This is a genomic window from Actinomycetospora sp. ABD4_176 (assembly GCF_056311855.1).
Genome location: NZ_CM149974.1, coordinates 773,719 through 795,086, shown reverse-complemented (window position 1 = coordinate 795,086; position 21,368 = coordinate 773,719). Strand labels below are relative to the sequence as shown.

Sequence of the window (21,368 nt, the reverse complement as noted above, 5' to 3'; positions counted from 1 at the left end):
CTCGTCCTGGTCCTGCGAGGGCGCCGGGCGCAGCCGCCGTCGCGGGAGGTCGGGGGGTGACGTGCGGTCGGTCAGAGCGCGCCGCGGCGGATCGCCACGAGGACGATCGCCATGGGCAGCAGCACGACGGCGAGGGAGATCAGTACGCCGGCCCAGGCGCTCGGTAGCACCACCAGGGCGACGGCGAAGACGACGGCGGCCTGGATGGTGGCGTTGTAGGCGCGGGGCGAGAGGCTCTCGTGCCACCGTGTCCGGGTCCGCCGCATGCGCATGCTCAGCGCCGGGTCCTCGGAGGTCGCCTGCGCCTCCAGATCGGACAGCGCCTTCCGCTCCCGCTCGGACAGGGGCCGCGGGTCACGGGGCTGGGGGTCGGGCGCGGCGGGCGTGGCGGCCATGACGACCTTTCCGTCGAGGACAGGACCACGCCGACCAGGCTTCCCGGCACACCGAGGACGACGGTATCGGGAGGAGCTGATGGGAGGCTGAGAGGACGCTGCGCGGCGGTTCGGGGAGCTTCCGCGGGACCCTGCCGCGGCGTAGCGTCCGCGTCGGAGCGCCGGGAAGCCTGGTCGGCACGCAGGAGCTGTCTGGTCCGACCTGTGGGGTGCCCGTGGACGCGTCCGCCGTCAGCACGCGTGCGCTGACCAAGCGCTACGGCTCCGTCCTCGCCCTCGACCACCTCGATCTCGACGTGCGCCCGGGCGAGGTGTTCGGCTTCCTCGGGCCTAACGGCGCCGGCAAGTCGACGACCATGCGCCTGTTGCTGGGTCTCGCCCGGCCCACCTCCGGGCAGGCGCGGATCTTCGGCGTGCCCGTCCAGGACGTCGAGCGAGCCCACCCGCTGCTGGCCCACGTCCCGGCCGACGTCGCCCTGTGGCCGCGCATGACCGGTGCCGAGATCCTCGGACTGCTGGGCGGCACCGGGCCGCCCGTCGATCTCGGCCGCCGCAGGGAGCTCACCGAGCGGCTGGCGCTCGACGTCGGGCGACTCGCTCGCACGTACTCGTCGGGCAACCGCCAGAAGGTGGCGCTGGTCGCCGCCTTCGCCACCGACGCGCCGCTGCTCCTGCTCGACGAACCCACCAGCGGCCTCGATCCCCTCGCCGAGCGGGAGTTCCGCCGCGTGGTCGTCGAGGCGCGCGAGGCCGGCCGGACGGTGTTCCTCAGCTCGCACCAGCTCGGTGAGGTCGACGCGGTCTGCGACCGCGTGGGCGTCCTGCGGGCCGGGCGGCTCGTCGAGGTCTCCAGCATCGCCGCGCTGCGCCGGCGCCTGCGGCGCACCGAGTTCGCGGTCACCCACGACGGGCCCGCCCCCGTCCTGGACCGGGTGCCGGGGGTCGGCCAGGTCGAGCGGCCCGCGCCCGGGCACCTCACCTTCACCGTGTCCGGTCCCCCGGGTCCGGCCCTCGCGGCGCTGGCGGGCGCCGAGGTCCGCTCCGTCGAGGCGCGCGAGCCGTCGATCGAGGAGCTCTTCCTGTCCTACTACGGGGAGCGGGCGTGACCGGCGTCGGCAGCGTGGTGCACGCCCCGGCGCGCCACGCCCGGCACACCGAGCCCGCCGGGCGGGCCCCGTCCACCGCGGTGGCCGGGCTCGTCGCTCGCGAGGTCCGCCGCGGCGCCCTCGTCGTCGTGCTCGTGACCGGTGCGATGACCGCGCTCACCGCCCTCACCCACCGGGGGCTCGCCCCCGGCGACGTGGCCGGTCTCGCCGTCCTCGCCGCCAACGCCGCGGTCCGCACCCTGTTCGGGGAGCCGACAGCCCTGGACACGGCCGGCGGCTTCGCGGTGTGGCGCACGGGGACGCCGCTGGCGGTCCTGGTGGGCGCGTGGAGCGCGCTCACCGCCGTGCGTGTGACCCGCGGGGAGGAGGACGCCGGCCGCTGGGCGCTGGTGGCGGGGGGCCGGATGACGACGACCGCCCTGGTGTCGTGGCACCTCGCGGTCGTGGCCGCGGCCGGCCTGCTCACCGGCGTCGCGGCGACGAGCGCCCTGCTGGTGGCCGGCGCGGACGGCACCGGGGCCGTGCTGCACGGCCTGGGCCTCGGGCTCGTCGCGGTCCTGTTCGCCGGCGTCGGCGGCCTCGCCGCCCAGGTCTGGTCCCACCGGGGTGCCGCGAGCGCCGCCGCTGCCGCGGTCATCGGGGTCGCGCTGCTGGCTCGCATGGTCGGCGACGGGGTCGCGGCGCTGTCGTGGCTCCGCTGGACCTCGCCGTTCGGCCTGCTGGCACTGTCCCGTCCCTACGCCCGCGACCACGTGCTGCCGCTGCTGGTGCTCGGGTGCGCGGCGATCGTCCTGGTCGTGGCCGCTCCCCTGGCCGCGGGCCGCCGCGACCTCGAGACCGGCCTGGTGGGGGTGCCGGCAGCGCGGCCGGCACGGCTGCGCCTGCTGGGGTCGGTCCCGGCATTCGCGGTGCGGCGCCTCCTCGCGCCGCTGGCGGGGTGGGCGGTGGCCGTCGCGGCCTCCTTCGGGCTCGTCGGGCTCGTCGGGGTGTCGGCGACGACGTTCCTGCGCGAGAACCCCCGGTTCGCCGTGCTGGCCGAGCAGGCGGGGATGGGCGGTCTCGACGGGATGAGCGGCTACGCCGCCGCCCTGTTCGCGGTCCTGGCCGTCCCGCTCGGCGTCTTCGCCGCGGCCCGCGTCGCGTCGGTCGCCGCCGAGGAGACCGCCGGCCGGCTGACCCTGCTGCTCGCGGGCCCGGTGCGCCGACCGATGCTCGTGCTCGCCGAGGCCGCTGCCACCGCCCTCGGCGTCGTCGTCCTGGCGCTCACCGCCGCCGTCGCGTTCCGGGCCGGGGCCGGGCTCGGCGGCGGCGCGATCTCCCTCGGAGCCGCGGTGGCCGGTGTGCTGAACGTGGTCCCGGTGGCGCTGCTCTGCCTCGGGGCCGCCGTGGCGGCGCTGGGGTGGCGTCCGCGGTGGACCGCGGCGGTGGGCGCCCTCCCGGCCGTCGGCGGCTTCCTGCTCCAGGCGCTCGCCGAGGACGCCGGCGCCCCGAGATGGGTGCTCGCCCTCTCGCCGTTCCGCCACGTCGCCCCCGTGCCCCTGACGGACGCGCACCCGCCGGGCGCCCTGGTCATGGCCGTCGTGGCCGCGGCGCTGCTGGCGGCGGGGATCGCGGGCCACACCCGTCGGGACCTCGGACCCTGACGGCCCGCCTCCGCGACGCCGGCGCGACCCGGCGGGCCCGTCAGGCGTCGGAGGGCTTGCGGGCCGGCTCTTCGCCGGAGCGCCGCGGGCTCGGGACGGTGGGACGGCCGCCCCACCCGCCGACGGCGGAACCGGTGTGGCCCGTCGTGTCGTGCCCGGCCACCGATCCCCGTCCCTGCGTGTCCTCCGGCGCCGTCGCGGCGCGGGTGCGGCGCACCGAGAACCGGCCGAGGGCGAGCCCGGCCAGCAGGGTCGTGACCGCGCCCAGGCCGCTGGCCATGCCGAGCCGCTCGGCGGCGCTGATGCCCTCACCGGTCACCCCACCGACGAGGACCCCGCTCGGGGTCCAGGGCCACAGGGCGACCCCGATCGTCAGCCAGAGGCCCGCCGCGGCGGCGACCGCCGCGGCGACGAGCCCGACGAGGGGGCGCCGGGTCACGACCAGCGCGATGCCGACGACCAGGAGCACCACGCCGGGGACGATCTGGAGCCAGAGCGCCGCCCACGGCCTCGTCCACGGACCGGCCGGGCTGAGGGCGTAGCCGAAGTAGGGTCCGACCAGCGGCACGAGGAGCGACCACAGCCCCAGGACCGCGATGCCGGCGCCCGCCAGCACGCCCCGGTTCTCGGCGGTCCGGAGCTTCCCGCCGCGCGGTGACTCGTCGGTGTGCGCGTTCATCGAGTCCGCCTCCTCCATCTCCACGGTGTGTCGAGGGCGCCGCGACCGGTCGGTGACGCTCGTGTGCGGCGTGCTCAACGGTTGCCCGTCCGTGGCCGCATGCGGAGATGCGCAGGCTGACGATCCGCTGACACTCGTCGACGGGGACACCGGGGTCTCCCGGGTCCGGGCGTGCTCAGGTCACCGAGCGGCGCAGCGCCGGACGGTCGAGCTTGCCGCTGCCCGTGCGCGGGAGGGCGTCGACGATCTCGATGCGACGGGACCGGCGATCGGCGCTCGTCACCGGTCCGGGCCCAGGGAGTTCAGCTGCCCCACTCAGGGTCCGTCGGCTGGACGGCCCCATGCCTCGACTTGCCCGGCCCCTGAGTGAGCCTCCGGGGCTTCCCCGAGGTCGTGCGGTGCCTGACGAAGAACGCTGGGAGCCGAGAGAGACCGTGCGAGGACGGAGGCTCGGCGTGATGCCCGGTGTCGACACCCTGCTCGCCGTCCAGGGCGGTGGCGTCCCGGGGCTGGCGCCTCTCGCCACGGCAGGGACCCCGGGCTGGCTGCTGGCGATGCTCGGACTCGGCATCCTCGTCGAGGGCCCGGCGGCCACCGTGGTCGCCGGCTCCCTCGCGGGGGCCGGTCTGCTCGGTTGGAGCGCGGTCTGGGCCGTGGCCGTGGTCGCCGACGTCGCCGCCGACAGCGTCTTCTACCTGCTCGGACGAGGCGGCCGTCGGCCGTGGTCGGCAGGACTGATCGCACGGCTCGGCCTGACCGAGGACCGGCGCGCCGCGCTCGTCGATCGTGTGACCACGAGCCTGCCGTGGGTCGTGGTCGGCGCGAAGCTCGTCGACATCGCGGCGATACCGAGCTTCGTGGCCGTGGGTCTCGCCGGGACGCCCTACCGCCGGTTCGCGGCGTGGGTCGTGCCCGTGACGGGCGTGCGGGCCGCGGTGCTCGTCGCGCTCGGCGGGCTGGTCGGCCGCTCGTTCGCCGCGGACCTCGTCGAGCGGCCGTGGCTCGTCGTCGCGGTCGGCGCCGGCCTCGGGCTCGGGCTGCTGATCCTGCGCGCGCTCGGCACGCGTGCGCTCACCGTCTGGAGGAGACGCACGTGAGAATCCTTCTCGGGGCGGACACCTACGCCCCCGACGTCAACGGGGCCAGCTACTTCGCCCAACGCCTCGCCGCGGGCTTCGCCGAGCGCGGCCACGACGTCCACGTCGTCGCCCCGGCCGGCGACACGCGCAGCCGGATCGCGATGCCGGCCGGGCCCGTCACCGAGCACCGCCTGCGCTCGGTGCCCGTTCCCCGGCCGCGTGGCTTCCGGCTGTGCCCGCCGGTGGGGCTGCGGCGGCTCTCGGGGAAGCTGATCGACCGCATCCGTCCCGACGTGGTGCACGTCCAGAGCCACTTGCTCGTGGGCCGGGCCCTGCTGACGGCCGCCGCCGAACGGGGCGTGCCGTCGGTGGCGACGACGCACATGGTCCCCGACAACCTCCTTCCCGCGCTCCCGGTACGCCCGCTGCCGGCGGCCGTGTTGCGCAGGCTGTTCTGGCGCGACGCCGCGCGGGTCCTGGAGCGAGCCGGCGTCGTCACGGCTCCGACCGCGCACGCCGCGGCGCTGGCCGAACACCACGGTGTCGCCGGTCCGATCCTGCTCGTGTCGAACGGCCTCGACCCGACCAGGTTCCGCCCCGACACCGCAGGGCGCGCAGCGGCCTTCCGGAGCCGGCACGGACTCGGACACGGGCCGCTGATCGGGTTCGTGGGGAGGCTGGACCGCGAGAAGCACGTCGACGAGCTCGTGCGCGCACTGGCCCTGCTACCGGAGGTGCTCGACGCCCGGCTGGTGGTGGTCGGCGACGGCGCCGACCGGGCACGGGTGCTGGAGGTGGCCCGCCGGAGCGGGGTGGCGGGCCGCGTGGTGCTGACAGGACGGCTGGACGATGACGACATCCCGGACGCGTATGCGGCGTTCGATGTGTTCGTCAACGCCGGCACCGCCGAGCTCCAGAGTCTGAGCACCCTCGAGGCGATGGCCACGGCGCTCCCGGTCGTGGCCGTCGACGCGGGGGCGTTGCCGCACCTGGCCCGCCACGGTGAGAACGGTTGGCGCTACCCGCACGGTGACATCGACGCACTGGCGAGGGCGCTGTGCGACCTCTTGAGTGACCGGTCCCGAGCACGGCGGATGGGAGCGGCCGGCCGGCGCCTCGCGCTCGAGCACGCGTTGCCGCTCACGCTCGACGCCTTCGAGGACCTGTACCGGACACCGCAGGGTGGGCGCCCTGCCCGCGAGATGACCTGTCGTGGAGGTCGAGCCGCGTGACGACGACGGAGAGCCCCGACGCCCGCGTGCGCGAGCGGGTGGTGGATGGGGTCCGGACCCGGTGGGTCGAGTACGGCGACCCGACCCATCCCCCGCTGCTGGCCCTCCACGGGTTGCGGGGCACCCACGAGGGCTTGGGTCCGATCGCCCGTCGGCTCGCCGGCCTCCACGTCGTGGTGCCGGACCTTCCTGGTTTCGGCGCCACGGCGCCGTTCGAGGACCGTCCGCACGACGTCGCCGGATACGCCCGGTGGGCAGCGGCGTTGGTGGCCGCGACGTCGTCACCGCCGACGCTGCTCGGGCATTCCTTCGGGACGGTCGTCGCCGCTGCGGCGGCCGCGCGAGCCGGGATCCGGGTCCGAGGGCTGGTCCTCGTCAACCCGATCACGCGCCGCGCGACGGGGCCCGGCGCCCTGGCGGCCGCCGCCGTTCACGAGGCCACGGCACTGATCGGCCTGCGCGCGCGGAACGCGCTTCTGCGCCACCGGGCGCTGGCCGATCTCGCCACACTCACCATGACGACCACCGCCGACCCGGCGCTGCGCGCCTGGGTCCGCGAGGAGCATCGCACCCACTTCGTCCGCTTCGCCGACGTCCACGCTCTCGGCCAGGCCTTCCGCGCCGCTCGTACGGGGACCATCGCCCGATACGTCCCCGCCCTCGACGCTCCGACGCTGCTCGTGGCGGGGGCCCGCGACCAGGTCGCTCCGCTTCAGGGCATCGATGCCCTGAGAAGCGCGTTCCCGCAGGTCGACCTGGAGATCGTCCCTGAGGTCGGACACCTGTTGCACTACGAGGCTCCCGATGAGGTCGCCGCCATCGTGCAGGACTTCCTGGAGCGGGTCGGATGAGGGTTCTCGTGGACTGCCGCTACATCCAGGTCGGCCGCGCCGACGGCATCAGCCGATACACCCGAGGAGTGGTGCGGGCTCTGGATCGCCGTCATCCCCTCGAGCTGCTGGTCTGCGATCCGCGGCAGCTCGACGGGCTCCCCGACCGACCCTGGCACCGGATCGGCAGCCCCACCTCACCGCTCGAGCCGTTCGTCGCCCGGCGGATCAACCGGATCGGCGCCGACGTCGTCTTCAGCCCCATGCAGACCGTCGGGAGCCTCGGACGGCGCTTCGCGCTCGTGCTCACCGTGCACGACCTCATCTACTACCGGCACCGCACTCCTCCGCCGTGGGTCCCGGCCCACGTGCGACTGCTGTGGCGGCTCTACCACCTCTCGTGGTGGCCACAGCGGCTCCTGCTGGACCGTGCCGACGCCGTCGCCACGGTGTCCGCGACGACCGCGCGGCTGCTCGCCCGGCACCGGCTCACCCGCCGTCCGGTGAGCGTGGTGCCCGACGCCACGGACTTCCACCTGCCGCCGGCGACGCCGCCCCGGGCGCGGCCCGACGGCGTGCCTCGCCTGGTGTACGCGGGCTCGTTCATGCCGTACAAGAACGTCGAGACCGTCGCCGCGGCGGCCGCGCGGTTGCCCGGCTACGAGTTGCACCTGCTCAGCCCGGCGCCACCGGAAGCGCGTGCCCGACTGGCCGCTGCGGCCGGCTCCGGGCGACTGGTCTTCCACGACGGGGCCGGCGACGAGAGCTATCGGGCCCTGCTCGACTCCGCCGTCGCCCTGCTCTCCGCGTCGCGTGACGAGGGGTTCGGGCTGCCGGTGCTGGAGGCGATGGCGCGGGGCACACCGGTCGTGGTCAGCGACATCCCGGCCTTCCGTGAGGTCGCCGGGCCCTGCGGGATCTTCGTCGACCCCGACGACGCGGACGGCTTCGCCCACGCCGTGAGGCAGCTCGAGGAACCAGCCCGGTGGGCCCGTCGGTCGGCCGCCGCCCGAGAACAGGCCGCCGACCAGACATGGGAGAACACGGCTGAGAGCCTGCTCAGCGCTCTCCGTACCGCTGTCGGAGACCCTCACGGCTGGATTCCGGCCGGGTCGTGGTCGGTCTCTTCGAATCCGGACCTTCTCCGCGGTTGCCGCGGCCGTCCGTCGTGATCGCGAGAACGACGTCGCTCGGGCGGCAGCGCTCGCTGCCGACGGGTGATCGTGGAGCCAAGCTCGGGGGCTCTGCCTCCACGGGCAGCTCCACGCTCACGGGCCGATGAAGATTCATCGACCCGTGAGCTGCGTCGGGACGACAGGATTTGAACCTGCGACCCCTTGACCCCCAGTCAAGTGCGCTACCAAGCTGCGCCACGTCCCGATCGCCCGCGCCCTGGGGCGCGACATCGAAAGGTTACCCCACGGCGGCGTCCCGGCCACGACCCGGGGCCGCGGGCCCGGGGTGAGCGGCGACGTGCCGTGCGGTAGGCATGGGCGGTATGGGGGGATTCCGTCGTTCCGTTCGCCGCCGTGCGCCGCTCGCCCTGCTCGCGGTGCTGGCCGTCGCGCTCGCCGCGTGCGGCGGGACCACCAGCGACGACCCGACACCGGGGACCGTCGCCCCCGGCGAGCGGGACCCGCTGATCCAGCCGTTCGCGTCGGACAGCATCTGGAACACGCCGATCGGGAGCGGGGCGGTCTACGTCCCGGCCGGGCTCGAGCCCCTGCCCAACGGGCTGACCAGCGGCCGCATGCCCCAGGTCGACGACGAACCGATCATCCTGAGCCCCGGGGCGCCCGAGACGCCGATCCTCTACAGCCGCGGCGGCTTCGGCGGCGACCGGTGCGTGGCCGATCCGTCGCGGCTGCTGCGGACCGCGCCGATTCCCGCCGGATACGTCCTGCCCAGCGACAACAAGAACCAGAGCACCGCGATCCTCGGCGCCGACCGGCGCACCGTCATCAACGTCCAGCCGCTCGCCCGCTGCGAGGCCGGCGGGCCCGCGACCAGCCTCGTGTACTTCCCCGACACCGACCTCTACGGCCCCGGCGTCGACGGCGCGCACGGCGGGTCGGGCCTCTCCGCGCTCGGTGGGTCGATCCGCCTCGGCGAGCTGCGGCCCGGGCAGGAGGGGCCGCGCCACGTCCTGAAGGTCAACGTCTACGGCCGCGGTGAGCTCGCCCGGTGCACGGACTCCGCGAGCTGCTCCCGCTGGCCCGCCCGCAAGAGCGACCGCGCCGGCCCGCGCAACTACGGCACCGACGGCGACAACCGCAACGGCGCGATGCGCCTCGGCGCCCTGCTCGCGCTGCCGCCGTCGGTCGACATCGGGGCGATCGGCCTGACCACCGAGCCCGCGCGTCAGCTCGCGTGGACGCTGCAGAACTACGGCGCCTACGTCGTCGACGACACCAACGGCCCGCAGTTCGCCCTCAACGCCGAGGTCGGGCCGGCCGGGTCGATGCGGGAGCAGTTCCGCGACGACTGGGGCTACGACTTCGAGGTCGACTCCGAGGTCACTGACAACCCGTGGGCCGAGGACGTCAAACGGATCCGCCCGCTGCTCCAGGTCGTCGACAACAACGGGCCGGACAGCGTCGGCGGTGGCGGGACCCCACGCCAACCGCTGCTCCCGCCGCTGGGCGACCCGCCGCCGCGGACGGTGGTGCAGCCGCCGCTGGAGGACCAGCCGGAGCCCCCGACGCTGGTGCGCTGACTCCGGCGGATGCGCACCCCCGGTGATCCGCGACATAGTGGGCGGTGTGGCTGCGACGACGCTGACGGCGGCGAACCTGGCGGACCTGCCCGCGGACGTCCCGGGACCGAGCTACGACCGCGGCGCGGTGTCGGTGGGCATCGTGCACTTCGGGGTCGGCGGGTTCCACCGGGCGCACCAGGCGATGTACCTCGACGAGCTGATGCAGCAGGGCAAGGCCCTGGACTGGGGCATCTGCGGCGTGGGCGTGCTCGAGGCCGACAAGAAGATGGCCGAGGTCACGCAGACCCAGGACGACCTCTACACCCTCGTGCTCAAGCACGCCGACGGCCGGCGCGAGGCGCGGGTGATCGGGTCGATCGTCGACTACCTCTACGCGCCCGACGACCCCGAGGCCGTGCTCGACCGCATGGCCGACCCGGCCACGCGGATCGTCAGCCTCACCGTCACCGAGGGCGGCTACCACAAGAACGCCAGCACCGGCGAGTTCGACGACCGCGACCCCGCCATCCAGGCCGACATCGCCGCGGAGCCGGGCACCGCGCCGCGGACGACGTTCGGTTTCCTCGTCGAGGCGCTGCGCCGGCGCCGCGACGACGGCACCGGCCCGTTCACGGTGATGTCCTGCGACAACATCCAGGGCAACGGCCACGTCGCCCACGCCATGATCACGGCGTACGCCCGGCGGAGGGACCCGGAGCTCGCCGACTGGATCGAGGAGAACGTCCCGTTCCCCAACTCGATGGTCGACCGGATCACGCCGCGCACCACCGACTCCGACCGCGAGGAGCTCGAGGCCGACATCGGCATCATCGACGCCTGGCCCGTGGTCTGCGAGCCCTTCACCCAGTGGGTGCTCGAGGACCGGTTCGCGGCCGGGCGCCCCCCGTTCGAGGACGTCGGGGTCCAGGTCGTCGACGACGTCGAGCCCTACGAGCTGATGAAGCTGCGCCTGCTCAACGCGAGCCACCAGGCGATCGCGTACCTCGGCTACCTCGCGGGCTACCGGTACGCGCACGAGGTGGCGGGCGACGCGCTGTTCGCCGGCTTCACCCGCGCCTACATGGACCGCGAGGGCACGCCGACCCTCGCGCCCGTGCCCGGCGTCGACCTCGACGACTACAAGGCCACGCTCATCGAGCGCTTCGCCAACCCGGAGATCCGCGACACCCTCGCCCGCCTGGCCGCCGAGAGCTCCGACCGGATCCCGACGTGGCTGGTGCCGGTCATCCGCACCAATCTGGAGCGCGGCGGCGAGATCGAGCGCTCCGCCCTGGTCGTCGCGGCGTGGGCGCGTTACGCGGAGGGGGTCGACGAGAGCGGCGAGCCGATCGAGGTCGTCGACACCGGCCGCGCCGAGGACCGCATCGCCGCCGCCCGCCGCTACCCCGACGAGCCGCTGGCGTTCCTCGCCGACCGTGACCTGTTCGGCGACCTCGTCGACGACGAGCGCTTCACCACGGCCTACCGCGCGCACCTCGACGCCCTGCACACCGACGGCGCCCGCGCGACCGTCCAGGCCCTGGAGCAGCGGCTGGGCCGGTGAGCCCGGATCAGCGCGGGCTGGGGAGGGCAGGCGCGGACGGAGCGGAGACCCAGGCGACGAGCTGGTCGGGCGGGAGGGGACGCGAGAACAGGTAGCCCTGGGCGGTGGTGCAGCCCATGTCGAGCAGCGTCCGCGCGGCGAGCTCGGTCTCGACGCCCTCGGCGATGAGGTCGAGGCCGAACGAGTGGGCCAGGCCGACGATCGACCGGACGATGGAGAGGTCCTCGGCGGTCCGCCCCAGGTCCTGCACGAAGGTTCGGTCGATCTTGAGGATGGTGACCGGCAGCGCCTTGAGCTGGGCCAGCGAGCTGTAGCCGGTGCCGAAGTCGTCGATGGCGACGCACACGCCGAGCCGGCGCAGGCCGCGCAGCGTCGCCGACGCCGCGTCGAGGTCGCCGACGACGGCGTGCTCGGTGACCTCGAGGACGAGGTCGCGCCCCTGGAGGCCGTGGCGGGCCAGCACCTCGGCGACGGCGTCGACGAAGTCGATGGCGAGGAGCTGCACCGGCGAGACGTTGACCGCCATGGTGAAGTCCGGGCCGACCACGTCGGGGCGGTCACGGCGCCACGCGGCCAGCTGGCGGCACGCGCCGTCGAGCACCCAGCGACCCAGCTCGCCGGCCAGGTTGGTGGCCTCGGCGACGCCGACGAACAGCTCGGGCGACACCGGCCCCAGCGTCGGGTGGTGCCACCGCAGGAGCGCCTCGACACCGCCGGTCGACGCGGTGCGCAGGTCCACGACGGGCTGGTAGTGGATGGCGAGGGTGCCGTCGCGGATCGCCGAGAGCAGGCTCATCTCGACGGTGACCCGCACCTCCTCGCGGACCCGCATCTCCGTGGTGAACGTGACGACCTCGTTGCCGCCGCGCTCCTTCGCCGTGAGCACGGCCTGGTCGGCGCTGCGCAGCCACACGCCGACCTCGGCGGTCGGGGCGTGCGCCACGGCGATCCCGACGCTGACGGTGCGCCGCAGCGACTGCCCGCCGAGCCGGATCGGCTCGGCCATCGCGCGCTGCACCCGCGTCGCGATCGCGGCGGCCTGCGCCTCGTCGGCGGACCCCGCCAGGGCGACGACGAACTCGTCGCCGCCGAGGCGGGCCACCATGTCGTTGACGCCCACCGCGGCGCGGATGCGCTCGGCGACAGCGATGATGAAGCGGTCGCCCGCGTCGTGGCCGAGGAAGTCGTTCGTGGCCTTCAACCGGTCGACGTCGATGAACAGCAGCGCCCGCGGCCCGGGCGGCGGCGACGTCAGCGTCGCCTGCAGGTGCGCGAGCAGCGCGCGGCGGTTGGGCAGGCCGGTGAGCTCGTCGTGGTGGGCGATGTGGCGCAGCTGGTCCTCGGCGAGCAGACGGGCCTGCATCTGGGCGATGAGGGTGGCGATGGTCCGCAGCGCGCGGGTCTCGTCGGCGCTCCAGCCCCGGTCGCCGTACTTGACGAACCCGAAGATGCCGGTCGTGCTCCCGCCCGACCGCAGCGGGATCGAGACGGCCGAGGTGGCGTCCACGCCCGATCCCTGCTTGACCCGCTCCTGGTAGCCCTCCGAGTCGGCGGGGCGCACGGCGTAGATGTCGACGAGGTGCTCGGTCGCCGCGAAGGACGGGTCCGCGGCGTCGAAGAAGATGACGCCGAGCGGGTCCGGGTCGGGCACGACCTCGCGGGGCGGCCACTCCGCGATCAGCACGGTGGCCCGCCGCGCGGCGTCGTGGAACCGCAGGAAGCTCAGGTCCACCTGGAAGTAGGCGACGAGGACCTGCAACATCTCCTCGCTGGCCGTCCGCAGGGTCGTCGAGTCGACGCCCATGAGCGTGGTCGCGACGCGGGTGACGAGCTCGTCGAGGTTCGTCGGCCCGATCTCGCTCTGCGTACGGTTCACGCACGCAGCGTAGCCGTCCTGCGGCCGTTCAGGTAATCGAGGAGATCTCGGTCAGCGGACGCCGGCGGCTGCGGGGTGCGGGGACGTCGGTGTGGCTCAGCCGCAGGACCAGGGCCACCGACTCCTCGGGCCCGAGGCCCGCGATCCCTCGGAAGGCGGACCGCAGGGCCCCGAGCTCGTCGGCGAACCGGGGCGACAACACCACCAGATCGTGGGGGTGTGTCGCGTAGAGGAACACCGGGGACGTCGGGTGCACCGCGAGGCCCTGCTCCTCGGCGGCCACCCACACCGCCTCGACCGCGGCGCCGCCCCGCACGAAGTCCGCCGGCGCCGACCCCGCGACCGTGACGACCGCGAGGGCGGAGCTCGACGCCAGCCGGTCGCGGGTGTCCTCGCCGAGCGCGTCGCCGGCGTCCCAGTCGGCGAGCAGGGCCATGACCTCGGGGCGCCGGGCGATCGCCAGCTTCGCGAGGTCCGCGGGGTCCAGGCCGAGGGTCCGGGTCTCGATGCCGACGTCGGTCCGCGCGGCGCCGGGCTCGACCAGCTCGGCGAACATCTCCCGGTGCAGCCGCTCGGTCAGGTAGCGCACGCGGTCCGACGCGGCGAGCGTCTCCCCCGCGGCGGCCAGGTCGTCGCCGGTGACGAGGTGCACCCGCCCGCCCTCCGCGTGCGCGGCCTCCCGCACCGCCGCGACCACCGCGTCCGCGAGGGGTGCCGGCCGGCCGTGCGCCCGGTTGGTCCCCCGGCGCAGCACCCCGGCGTGGGCGGCCGCGAGGCGCTCGTCGCCGCCGGGCTCGAGACGCAGGGTCGCCACGAGGTCCGGGTCGGCGGGGTCGCCGACGAGCCGGCACGGCCCGAGGGCGCCCGCGGCCGCGGCCGCTGCGCGCGCGTTGAACAAGGCCGCGCCGAGCGCGACGTAGCTGCCGCGGTGCCCGACGTCCATCGTCGTCGTGCGCGCGCGGTCCAGGCGCAGGCGGACCTCCGCGTCGTGGACCTCCACCCGCCACGGCTGGACGTTGCCCCCCGACGGGGCGCGCCGGACGGCCTCGAGGATCCCGTCGACGACCGCCTCAGCGGGCCCCGGAGCCGGCGGGTCCACCGGCTCGTCCTCGGGGGCCGGGGGCTGCTCGACCGGCACGGCCCCGAGCGCGTCGAGACGCTCGTCGAGGTCGACCCGGACGCGCCCGGACGCGAGCTCGCGCCCGGTGCCCAGCCGGCGCACCGCCGCGGCGACGGTCGCCCCGCCCAGCGTGACGTCGCCGCCGAGCTGCGGCCACGTGGTCAGCGTGCGGCCGACCTCGACCATGGACGCCGCCGTCCGCGCCGAGAGGTCCCCGGCGCCGAGGATCCGCAGGACGTGGGGCACCTTGTCCTGCGCCGACAGCGCGCGCAGCGCCGCCGAGTCCACGTCGCCGAGCAGGCCGTGGAGCAGGGGGCGGTCCGGCTCGAGGTCGAAGCGCTCGACGTCGAGCAGGCCGCGGTCGCTGGTCTCCATCAGCACCGGGATGCGCCGGCGGCGCGCCTCCTCGCGCAGCCGGACCTTGACGTCGAGGGAGTCGCACTCCTCGACGAGCACGTCCAGCCCGTCGAGGAACGCGGCGAGGCCGTCGTCGGTGACGCCGTCCGGCTCCACGACCGTGGTCAGGTACGGGTCGAGCTCGGCGATCCGGCGGGCGGCGACCACGGCCTTGTTGACGCCGAGGTCGAGCAGCGTCGCGGGCAGGCGGTTGAGGTTCGAGACCTCCACCGCGTCGAAGTCGGCCAGCCGCAGCTCGCCGCACAGCCCCTCCAGGGCCAGCGTGTGCGCGATCGTGTGCCCGACGCTCAGGCCCACCACGCCGATCCGCAGCCGGCGCAGCCGGTCCTGCTCGGGCGCGGTGATCTTGTTCCGGTTCCGGTCGAGGCGCAGCCGCCGGAAGGCCTCCTCCCCCAGGACGGCGACGACCGTGCGCCGCCACGGGTAGTAGGCCCAGGTGCTCGACGACCCGTCCGACCCCGCCGACCCGGACCGGACGCCGGCCAGGTCGGCCTGCTGGGCCTCCCGCCGGTCGATCACGGTGACGCCCGGGTCGGCGCGCAGCCCGGCCAGGACCTCGGCGTCGGCGGGAACGGTCTCGTCGAGGAGGACGGCGCGCCACGCCCGGTCGTCGGCCGGCCCGGCGCCGCTCACCGCGTGACGGCCGGGATCGCGGGCGACAGCAGCTGGGCGGTCTCCAGGTCGAGAGCCCGGCGGACGCCGTCCGGGACCGTGTCGGGCAGGTCCCAGCGGTCCCACCAGAGGAGGTTGGTGCGGTAGCGGACGTCGGGGTAGCCGGCGGTCGCGAGGCCGCCGACCGCCTGCGCGCCGCTCGCGGCCCACATGGGCAGGGCGTGGGCCGCGGCCGTCCCGAACGCGTACCGGGCCCCGAGGATCATCGAGGCGTGCAGCGGTACCCGGGCGAAACCGCCGACGATCTCGCGGCGGCCCGGGACGTCGCGCTCCACCCACACCGTCTTCGACTCCACCACCCCGAACGGCAGGCGCTCCTCGATCAGCGCCCGGACGAGAGGCTGGTCGGGGTGCCCGTCCCACTCCGCGACGGCGTGCGCCTCGTCGGCTCTGGTGTAGGGCCCCTGGGAGCGCAGGCCGGCGACCACGCGGTCGTCGGGCGAGAGGGCGACGAAGAACAGCGCCGTGGCCGCGCCCTCCCGCACCCGGTCGAGCTCCACGACCCCGCCGACACCGTGGGCGGCGTAGCTGCGCGCGGCCCCGGCGAGGTACTCGTCCCACAGCTCCGGCTCGGCGCGCGGCGTGCTGACGACGATGCGGTGGGGGGACTCGGCGATGCGGTAGCCCCGTGCTCGCGCGCCCGAACGGCCGTCCAGGGTGATCACTGCAGTCACGGCGGCTCCCGACCCGTCGGCCGGACCCCGACCCCGACGACCGCGATCCGACAAGATCCATCGTCGTCGGACGGTTGCCGCGGGCACACCGCCGTGGAGGTGTCACGGTGATCGCTCGTCGGCCTCGTGGCGGCCACGAACCGTGGGCGCCTGCTCCCGGCCGGTGACCGCGGACGCAGCAAACTCGGACGATCGGAGTGGAGCTCGCGGGGGCCGAGGACGTCAGCCGGTGGTCGCGAGCGGGCGCCGCGGATCGCGTCCGGCGAGGGCGAGCACCCGGTCGAGCTCGCTCCCGCCGTCGGTGGTCACCACCGGCCCGTAGAGCCCGGTGCGCTGCTCCTGGGGCGCGTGCTCGAAGTTCACGACGAAGCTGCGGACGATCGCGAGGTCCTCGTCGCGCACGTCGTACGGCGCGCCGATCGCCTGCGCGAGATCCCAGCCGTGCAGCACCAGCTCCTCGAGCGCCACGACCCCGAGGTCGGCGCGCGGCATCGACAGACCGCCGGCCTGGCCCTCGCCCTCCCATGCGCTCGGCTCCCGCCAGGCGGCGACGAGCGCATCCAGGCGGGCGTCGAGCTCGCCGCGCCAGTCGTCGGGCAGCTGCTCCGGCGCCCCGCCGGCCTGCGCCTCCTCGTGCCGGGCGACCCGCACGAAGTGGCCGGCGAAGGCCAGCAGGTGCCCGAGCAGGTCGCGCACCGACCACTGCCCGCACGGGGTCGGTCGGGCGAGGTCGTCGTCGCGCACCCGGGCGACGACGCGGGCGGTCTCCTGCGCGGCGGGTCCGAGATCGTGCACGTCGATCACTCCTTCAGGACAGCGAAGTCCTAGGAATGTATCAGCGTCCGCGACCTCCGCGCTTCCCCTTCTCGCGGACCCGCACGTTGATCTGCACCGGGGTGCCGGTCAGCGGGAAGGTCTCGCGCAGCTTGCGCTCGAGGAAGCGCCGGTACCCGGCCTCGAGGAAGCCCGACGTGAACAGGACGAACGTCGGCGGCCGGTTCTGCGCCTGCGTCGCGTAGAGGATCTTCGGCTGCTTGCCGCCGCGCACCGGCGGCGGGGTGGCGGCGACGACGTCGGCGAGCCACTGGTTGAGCTGGCCGGTCGGCACGCGCCGGTCCCAGTTCTCCAGCGCGGTCCGCATGGCCGGCGCGAGCTTCTGTACCGCCCGGCCCGTGCGCGCCGAGATGTTGACCCGCTCCACCCACGGGAACCGCACCAGCGCCCGCTCGAGCTCGCGCACCATGGCGTGGCGACGGTCCTCGTCGACGAGATCCCACTTGTTCATCGCGAGCACCAGCGCCCGCCCCGCCTCGGCGACCTGCGAGGCGACCCGCAGGTCCTGCTCGCTGATCGGCTCGGAGGCGTCGAGCAGCAGCACCGTCACCTCGGCGGCCTCGATCGCGGCCTTCGTGCGCAGTGACGCGTAGTACTCGGTGCCCGACGCCTGCCCGACCTTGCGCCGCAGGCCGGCCGTGTCGACGATCTTCCAGGTCTCGCCGTCGATCTCGACCAGCGAGTCGACCGGGTCGGTCGTGGTGCCGGCGACGGCGTCGACCACGGAGCGGGTCTCGCCCGTGAGCTGGTTGAGCAGGCTCGACTTGCCCACGTTCGGCTTCCCGACCAGCGCCACCCGCCGCGGGCCGCCCTCGAGGTCCACGTCGTCCCGCGGGGTCTCGGGCATGGCCTCGAGCACGAGGTCGAGCAGGTCGCCCGACCCGCGCCCGTGCAGGCCCGACACCGGGTGCGGCTCACCGAGCCCGAGGCGCCACAGCGCGGCGATCTCGCCCTCGCCCCGCGAGTCGTCGATCTTCGTGGCGGCGAGGATCACCGGGCGGTCCGAGCGGCGCAGCGTGCGCGCCACCGCCTGGTCGACCGCCGTGGCGCCGACCTGGCCGTCGACCACCAGCAGGATCACGTCCGCCGTGCGCATCGCCGTCTCGGCCTGGGCCGCGATCGCGGCCTGCATGCCCTTCGCGTCCGGCTCCCAGCCGCCCGTGTCGAGCAGCGTGAACCGCCGCCCGTTCCACAGCGCGTCGTAGGCGACGCGGTCGCGCGTCACGCCCGAGACGTCCTGGACCACGGCCTCGCGGCGGCCCAGGATGCGGTTGACCAGCGTCGACTTGCCCACGTTGGGGCGCCCGACGACCGCCAGCACCGGCTGCGCCGGGCGTGCGGTGTCGGGAAGATCGCCCGTGCCTTCGCCGACGAGCGAAGCGGGCCCTTCCTGACTCACGTCATCCTCCGTGTCTGCCGACTCCCGCGTCGGCGAGGCCGGTGACCAGTCCGCGGTCCTCGGCCAGGTGCTGCAGGCGTGCGAGCACGCCCTCGATGTCCAGGGTCGAGGTGTCGACCTCGACCGCGTCCTCCGCCGCGCGCAGCGGGGACGCCGCGCGCGAGGAGTCGAGCGTGTCCCGCCGGGCCAGGTCGGCCCGGGTGTCGGGGGCGCCGGAGCGCCCGGCGGCGGTGTTCTCCGCGTCCCGCCGGCCCGCGCGGACCAGCTCGGAGGCGGTGAGGAACACCTTCAGCCCGGCGTCCGGCAGGACGACCGTGCCGATGTCGCGTCCCTCGACGACGATCCCCGCCCCGTCGGCCAGGGCCTCGTCGACGATGCGGCGCTGCTCGGCCACGAGGTGGGTGCGCACCGCCGTGAGCGCCGAGACCGCCGACACCGCCGAGGTGACCTCCGTGCCGCGGATCTCGGCGTCGACGTCCTCGCCGTCGAGACGCACCCGCGGCTCGGCCGGGTCGGTGGACACGGTGACCCGCGCCCCGAGCGCCACGCCGACCACGTCCTCGCCACCGTCGGACGCGGTGGCGGCGACGTCGAGGGCCAGGCCCGCGCGCAGGACGGCGAGCGTCACGGCGCGGTACATGGCGCCGGTGTCGAGGTAGCGCGCGTCCAGCCGCATCGCGAGCCCGCGGGCCGTGGTCGACTTGCCGGTCCCGGAGGGCCCGTCGACGGCGACCACCCCGCGCAACGTCCCGTCCATCCCCGCGCCTCCCGAACGTCGACCCGACAGCGTTCGGAAGACCATTGTGCCCTGCGCACGGGTGTGACGTCCGCCCCGTCCGGCGCTCGTCACGTCCGTCGGCGACCGCAGATCAGAGCCCGACGGCCTTGTACAGCGCCCCGACCTCGTCCTGGCCCAGCTTGCGCAGCGTGCCGGGCCGCTGGTCGCCGAGGCGGACGTCACCGACGGCGGTGCGCACGAGGCGCGCCACGGGCTTGTCGACGGCGTCGAGCAGGCGCCGCACGATGTGCTTGCGGCCCTCGTGCAGCACGACCTCGACCATCACCCGCGCACCCGAGCGGTCGACGACCCGGAAGCTGTCCACCGCGACCGGCCCGTCCTCGAGCTCCACGCCCTCGCGCAGCCGGCGCCCGAGGTCCTTGGGGATGGGCGCGCGGATCTCGGCGAGGTAGGTCTTGGGCACCTCGTACGACGGATGCATCAGCCGATTCGCGAGCTCGCCGTCGTTCGTCAGCAGCAGCAGGCCCTCGGTGGCGGCGTCGAGGCGCCCGACGTGGAACAGGCGCTGCCCCTCGGCCTTCTCCAGGACGATGTCACCGACGCAGCGGCGGCCCTGCTCGTCCCACATCGTCGAGAGCATGCCCTCGGGCTTGTTCAGCGCGAGGTGCACGGTCTCGGTGTCGGTGACGATCCGCGAGCCGTCGACGTGGATCACCGCGGTGTCCGGGTGGACCCGGATGCCCATCTCGGTGACGACCTTCCCGTCGACCTCGACGCGGCCCTCCCGCATGAGGATCTCCGCCTGCCGCCGCGAGGCGACGCCCGCCTCCGCGAGCACCTTCTGCAGGCGGACACCCTCGCCGCCCTCCGACCCGCTCACCGCGCTCCTCCGCTCACCAGGTCCTCCAGCCTACGGCCTGCTCAACGCACCCCGTTCCAGACCTCCTGCTCGGGACCGTCTGGGGTGTCGGTCTCGCTGTCCTCGGCCGCGAAGCGGCGCGTCGTGGGCGTGCCGGCGGTGTACTCGGGCCAGCCGGGGTCGCCGTCGCGGGCGAAGGCCACCCAGGCCGTGCGCATGCGGGCGGCGAGCGCGCGGGTCTCCTCGGTGTCGGGCACGGCGAGCGCGCCGGTGTCGACGTGCCCGACGGCATCGAAGACGAACGGCAGCTCGCGGCCGTGGCAGGCACCGAGGCCGTCCTGGCCCCAGGCGAACAGGTAGCGCCAGGTCCGGCCCGAGGAAGCGCCGTGCGCGTCGGCGAGGCGGCGGGTGGGCACGCCGAACATCCAGTCGGTGCGGATCGCCTCGTGCAGCGCGGCCGGCGTCGCGCCCCGCACCGCGGCGCGGTAGGCGTCGATCACGCGGTCGGGGTCGTCGTGCAGGCGGGCGACGGTGGCGCGCAGGGCCTCCTCGCCGGGCGGCGCGAGCCCGAGCGCCTCGTCGACGAGCCGGTAGAGGGCCATCTCGTCGACGTTGTGGCCGACGAGCAGGTCGACCTCGCTCGCCGCGCCGGCCGCCACGGCGTCCACGGGCGGGCCGTCGAGCAGGTCGCCGTCGATCACGGGACCGAGCACGGCCAGGCCCATGAGCGGGTCGCGCAGCCCCGCGACGGCGAGGTCGGGCGGGTGCCCGCCGAGCCGCGCGACGGCGGCGACGAGGCCCTCGTCGGGGACGTCGACCAGCGCGTGCGGGTCGACGCCGAGCTCGTCGGCCAGGGCCTGCGTGGCGACGGCGGCCTGGGCGGGCGCGAGCACGTGCGAGCCGCCGCCGCTCTGCACCACCGCGCGGCGCACGAGGCCCCGCGGGGCGGCGACGAGCAGGTCGGCGACGCTCAGCGCGCCCGCCGACTCCCCGAACACCGTGATCCGGTCCGGGTCGCCGCCGAACGCCGCGGCGTTGTCGCGCACCCACTGCAGGGCCGCGATCTGGTCGTGCAGCCCGCGGTTGGCGACGACGCCGGGCAGCGCCGCGAACCCGGGCACACCGAGGCGGTAGTTGATCGAGACGACGACGGCGCCCTCCCGGGCGAGCCGCGTGCCGTCGTAGACCGGGGCGCGCCCGGTGCCGCCGGTGAACGACCCGCCGTGCACGAACACCATCACCGGTAGACCCGAGCCACCGGCGTCGGGCGTGCGCACATCGGCGGTCAGGTAGTCCGCGCCGGGCACCCAGCCGGGGCCGACGATCGGGGCGAGGTCGGGCATGCCGGCGATGTCGGTCGGGGCCTGCGGCGCCGTCGGGCCGCGCGCGGTGGCGTCGCGCTCACCGTCCCAGCGGGCCGGCTCGGGGCGGGCGAAGCGCCGCTCCCCCACCGGCGCCGCCGCGTACGGCACGCCGAGGAAGGCGGCCACCCCGTCGGTGACGGTGCCGCGGATGATGCCACCGGTGGTCTTCCGGGTGTCGTCCACTCTGC

18 protein-coding genes and 1 tRNA gene are annotated in these 21,368 nt (G+C 75.1%); 8 read left to right on the top strand and 11 right to left on the bottom strand.

Features of this window, described 5'->3' with window-relative positions; genetic code table 11:
- Window positions 1-71: 71 nt before the first annotated feature.
- Window positions 72-395: a DUF3040 domain-containing protein gene (locus ACYX4T_RS03830; RefSeq protein ID WP_476013250.1), complete on the bottom strand. Its 324-nt coding sequence runs from the start codon at window positions 393-395 to the stop codon at window positions 72-74.
- Window positions 396-610: 215 nt separating this feature from the next.
- Here ACYX4T_RS03830 and ACYX4T_RS03825 point away from each other — a divergent pair, with 215 nt between their 5' ends.
- Together ACYX4T_RS03825 and ACYX4T_RS03820 are read left to right on the top strand one after the other, a co-directional pair.
- On the top strand, window positions 611-1,501 hold the full coding sequence (locus ACYX4T_RS03825; RefSeq protein ID WP_476013249.1) for an ABC transporter ATP-binding protein: 891 nt from the start codon (window positions 611-613) through the stop codon (window positions 1,499-1,501).
- Window positions 1,498-3,144, top strand: a complete 1,647-nt coding sequence (locus ACYX4T_RS03820; protein ID WP_476013248.1) for a polyketide antibiotic transporter — start codon at window positions 1,498-1,500, stop codon at window positions 3,142-3,144. Before ACYX4T_RS03825 ends, ACYX4T_RS03820 begins: the two co-directional genes overlap by 4 nt.
- A gap of 40 nt (window positions 3,145-3,184) precedes the next feature.
- Here the strand turns inward: ACYX4T_RS03820 and ACYX4T_RS03815 are convergent, their stop codons facing one another.
- The gene (locus ACYX4T_RS03815; protein WP_476013247.1) at window positions 3,185-3,823 is read right to left on the bottom strand and encodes a hypothetical protein; all 639 of its coding nucleotides are present in this window, start codon (window positions 3,821-3,823) and stop codon (window positions 3,185-3,187) included.
- Between the two features lie 458 nt (window positions 3,824-4,281).
- Here ACYX4T_RS03815 and ACYX4T_RS03810 point away from each other — a divergent pair, with 458 nt between their 5' ends.
- The 4 genes from ACYX4T_RS03810 to ACYX4T_RS03795 are packed head-to-tail and all read left to right on the top strand — an operon-like array spanning window position 4,282 to window position 8,136.
- Window positions 4,282-4,920, top strand: coding sequence for a hypothetical protein (locus tag ACYX4T_RS03810; protein ID WP_476013246.1), 639 nt, complete (start codon window positions 4,282-4,284; stop codon window positions 4,918-4,920).
- Entirely contained in the window at window positions 4,917-6,134 is a 1,218-nt protein-coding gene (locus tag ACYX4T_RS03805; protein WP_476013245.1) for a glycosyltransferase, read from the top strand. Before ACYX4T_RS03810 ends, ACYX4T_RS03805 begins: the two co-directional genes overlap by 4 nt.
- Window positions 6,131-6,985 (top strand): alpha/beta fold hydrolase, encoded by an 855-nt coding sequence (locus ACYX4T_RS03800; RefSeq protein ID WP_476013244.1) that lies wholly within the window; start codon window positions 6,131-6,133, stop codon window positions 6,983-6,985. Before ACYX4T_RS03805 ends, ACYX4T_RS03800 begins: the two co-directional genes overlap by 4 nt.
- On the top strand, window positions 6,982-8,136 hold the full coding sequence (locus ACYX4T_RS03795) for a glycosyltransferase family 4 protein (RefSeq protein WP_476013243.1): 1,155 nt from the start codon (window positions 6,982-6,984) through the stop codon (window positions 8,134-8,136). Before ACYX4T_RS03800 ends, ACYX4T_RS03795 begins: the two co-directional genes overlap by 4 nt.
- A 134-nt stretch (window positions 8,137-8,270) precedes the next feature.
- Here ACYX4T_RS03795 and ACYX4T_RS03790 read toward each other — a convergent pair.
- Window positions 8,271-8,344 (bottom strand) — tRNA-Pro (locus ACYX4T_RS03790).
- Window positions 8,345-8,462: 118 nt separating this feature from the next.
- Between ACYX4T_RS03790 and ACYX4T_RS03785 the strand changes: the two genes are divergently transcribed.
- Complete coding sequence (locus ACYX4T_RS03785) at window positions 8,463-9,680, top strand: hypothetical protein (protein WP_476013242.1); 1,218 nt, start codon at window positions 8,463-8,465, stop codon at window positions 9,678-9,680.
- Between the two features lie 46 nt (window positions 9,681-9,726).
- Window positions 9,727-11,226 carry a mannitol dehydrogenase family protein gene (locus ACYX4T_RS03780; protein ID WP_476013241.1) on the top strand — a complete coding sequence of 500 codons (1,500 nt, stop codon included), beginning with the start codon at window positions 9,727-9,729 and terminating at the stop codon, window positions 11,224-11,226.
- Between the two features lie 7 nt (window positions 11,227-11,233).
- On the opposite strand, the gene ACYX4T_RS03775 is transcribed toward ACYX4T_RS03780, so the two are convergent.
- The 8 genes from ACYX4T_RS03775 to ACYX4T_RS03740 all read right to left on the bottom strand — a co-directional run bounded on the left by ACYX4T_RS03775 (window position 11,234) and on the right by ACYX4T_RS03740 (window position 21,363).
- Window positions 11,234-13,102, bottom strand: coding sequence for a putative bifunctional diguanylate cyclase/phosphodiesterase (locus tag ACYX4T_RS03775; RefSeq protein ID WP_476013240.1), 1,869 nt, complete (start codon window positions 13,100-13,102; stop codon window positions 11,234-11,236).
- A gap of 28 nt (window positions 13,103-13,130) precedes the next feature.
- Entirely contained in the window at window positions 13,131-15,272 is a 2,142-nt protein-coding gene (locus ACYX4T_RS03770; RefSeq protein ID WP_476013239.1) for an Rv1355c family protein, read from the bottom strand.
- Complete coding sequence (locus ACYX4T_RS03765) at window positions 15,269-15,985, bottom strand: hypothetical protein (RefSeq protein WP_476013238.1); 717 nt, start codon at window positions 15,983-15,985, stop codon at window positions 15,269-15,271. Before ACYX4T_RS03765 ends, ACYX4T_RS03770 begins: the two co-directional genes overlap by 4 nt.
- A gap of 222 nt (window positions 15,986-16,207) precedes the next feature.
- Entirely contained in the window at window positions 16,208-16,780 is a 573-nt protein-coding gene (locus tag ACYX4T_RS03760) for a TIGR03086 family metal-binding protein (protein WP_476013237.1), read from the bottom strand.
- Between the two features lie 40 nt (window positions 16,781-16,820).
- Window positions 16,821-18,218, bottom strand: coding sequence for a ribosome biogenesis GTPase Der (gene der / locus ACYX4T_RS03755; protein ID WP_476013236.1), 1,398 nt, complete (start codon window positions 18,216-18,218; stop codon window positions 16,821-16,823).
- Between the two features lies 1 nt (window position 18,219).
- A complete protein-coding gene (cmk, locus tag ACYX4T_RS03750) occupies window positions 18,220-18,975 on the bottom strand; it encodes a (d)CMP kinase (protein ID WP_476013235.1) in 756 nt (251 codons plus the stop codon).
- A gap of 112 nt (window positions 18,976-19,087) precedes the next feature.
- Window positions 19,088-19,837: a pseudouridine synthase gene (locus ACYX4T_RS03745; protein WP_476013234.1), complete on the bottom strand. Its 750-nt coding sequence runs from the start codon at window positions 19,835-19,837 to the stop codon at window positions 19,088-19,090.
- Between the two features lie 41 nt (window positions 19,838-19,878).
- Window positions 19,879-21,363 (bottom strand): carboxylesterase/lipase family protein, encoded by a 1,485-nt coding sequence (locus ACYX4T_RS03740; RefSeq protein WP_476013233.1) that lies wholly within the window; start codon window positions 21,361-21,363, stop codon window positions 19,879-19,881.
- Window positions 21,364-21,368 lie beyond the last annotated feature (5 nt).

What these genes read in the sequence shown, in the direction of transcription:
- ACYX4T_RS03810 (WP_476013246.1), top strand. Translation starts at nt 4,282, where the DNA reads ATGCCCGGTGTCGACACCCTGCTCGCCGTCCAGGGCGGTGGCGTCCCG.
- ACYX4T_RS03815 (WP_476013247.1), bottom strand. Translation starts at nt 3,823, where the DNA reads ATGAACGCGCACACCGACGAGTCACCGCGCGGCGGGAAGCTCCGGACC.
- ACYX4T_RS03785 (WP_476013242.1), top strand. Translation starts at nt 8,463, where the DNA reads ATGGGGGGATTCCGTCGTTCCGTTCGCCGCCGTGCGCCGCTCGCCCTG.
- ACYX4T_RS03795 (WP_476013243.1), top strand. Translation starts at nt 6,982, where the DNA reads ATGAGGGTTCTCGTGGACTGCCGCTACATCCAGGTCGGCCGCGCCGAC.
- ACYX4T_RS03830 (WP_476013250.1), bottom strand. Translation starts at nt 395, where the DNA reads ATGGCCGCCACGCCCGCCGCGCCCGACCCCCAGCCCCGTGACCCGCGG.
- cmk (WP_476013235.1), bottom strand. Translation starts at nt 18,975, where the DNA reads ATGGACGGGACGTTGCGCGGGGTGGTCGCCGTCGACGGGCCCTCCGGG.